The sequence below is a fragment of the Kribbella speibonae genome (assembly GCF_004331375.1).
GTDB lineage: Bacteria > Actinomycetota > Actinomycetes > Propionibacteriales > Kribbellaceae > Kribbella > Kribbella sindirgiensis.
In genome coordinates this window covers 1-1334 of record NZ_SJKC01000014.1, presented here as the reverse complement: position 1 = coordinate 1334, position 1334 = coordinate 1, and the positions used below count along the sequence as shown (strand labels likewise).

Below are 1334 nucleotides of genomic sequence, written 5' to 3'. Positions count from 1 at the left end.
TTCATCGCGCCACCCGCCGAGATGCCCGCCGTCGCTGCCGCGGGCTTTGCCGCACCTCCTGCCGGATGCCCTGACACCTGGCCGACGACAACCGCCGAGAACGCGAAGCCGGGCACCGGCGACTGGGTCATCCCGACCAGCATGAACGGGGCCCTCGCGGCCTACCTAACGCAGGTCTCGGCCGGCTGCGGCGACTCCGTCGACCTCAAGGTCACGTCCGGCAACCCGGTCAGCGTCGTCGCCTACCGGATGGGGTACTACGCCGGACTCGGCGCGCGAGAGGTCTGGCGGCAGGACGACGTACCGACTGTCGTTCAGGACGCACCGACAACCGGCGGCGCGTCGGCCGACGGCAAACCGCTGCGGATGACGTCGGCCGCGCACTGGTCCAAGACGCTCACGATCCCCGTGGACAAGGACTGGGTGCCGGGAACGTACCTGATCAAGATCAGCGACGGCACCGCCGCGACGTACGCGCCGCTGACGGTCCGCGACGACACCGGCACCAAGCACGACCTGCTGATCCAGCAAGCGACCACGACCTGGCAGGCTTACAACAGCTACGGCGGATCGGGCTTTTACACCGGCGGAGTCGACGGCGGCTCCGGGCGGCTGACGTTCGACCGGCCGTACAACGAGGGTCAGGGTTCCGGGCAGTACCTCACCCTCGAACAGGGACTGGTGTTCTGGGCCGAGTCGAAGGGACTCGACGTCACCTACTGGACCGACAACGACCTCGACCAGTACGGCGGACAGCTGCCGACACGAGCCGGAACACTGTTCCTGCCCGGACACGACGAGTACTACTCGCTACGGATGCGAGCCGCGCTCAGCCAGGCGATCGCCCGCGGTGTGAACGTCGCCAACCTCGGCGCGAACACGGCGTACCGCGTGATCACCTTCACCGACGAGACGCGGCGGGCCTGGGACATCGACCGGTACACCGACGGCTACAACTCCACGACCTGGCGCTACCAGGGTGACGCCTACGCGTCCCAGCCGCTGCTGGGCGCGGACTACATCTGCCCGGTGATGGGCAACACGCTGACCACCGGCGGCGGATGGATCTTCGACGGTGTCGCCAACGGTACGGCGCTGCCCGGCTTCATCGCCGGCGAGGTCGACTACGTCTGGCCCGACCTCTACAAGCAGCCCGGCCTGACAACAGTCGCCAGCGGGACGGGCGCTTGCCGCTCGAACGGCCGCGCCGCGCCCATGCACGTCACCGCGTACACCGCCCCGTCGGGCGCCCGCGTCCTGAACGGCTCGACCTTCGCGTACGGCTGCTTCCTCGTCGGCCGCTGCCCGTCGAACTGGACGGTCCCCTCCCCCGA

1 protein-coding gene is annotated in these 1334 nt (G+C 69.0%); it reads left to right on the top strand.

Annotated elements, in window-relative coordinates:
* Window positions 1-141: 141 nt before the first annotated feature.
* A partial coding sequence (locus E0H92_RS44590; RefSeq protein ID WP_238173859.1) for a N,N-dimethylformamidase beta subunit family domain-containing protein occupies window positions 142-1334 on the top strand: 1193 nt, incomplete at its 3' end.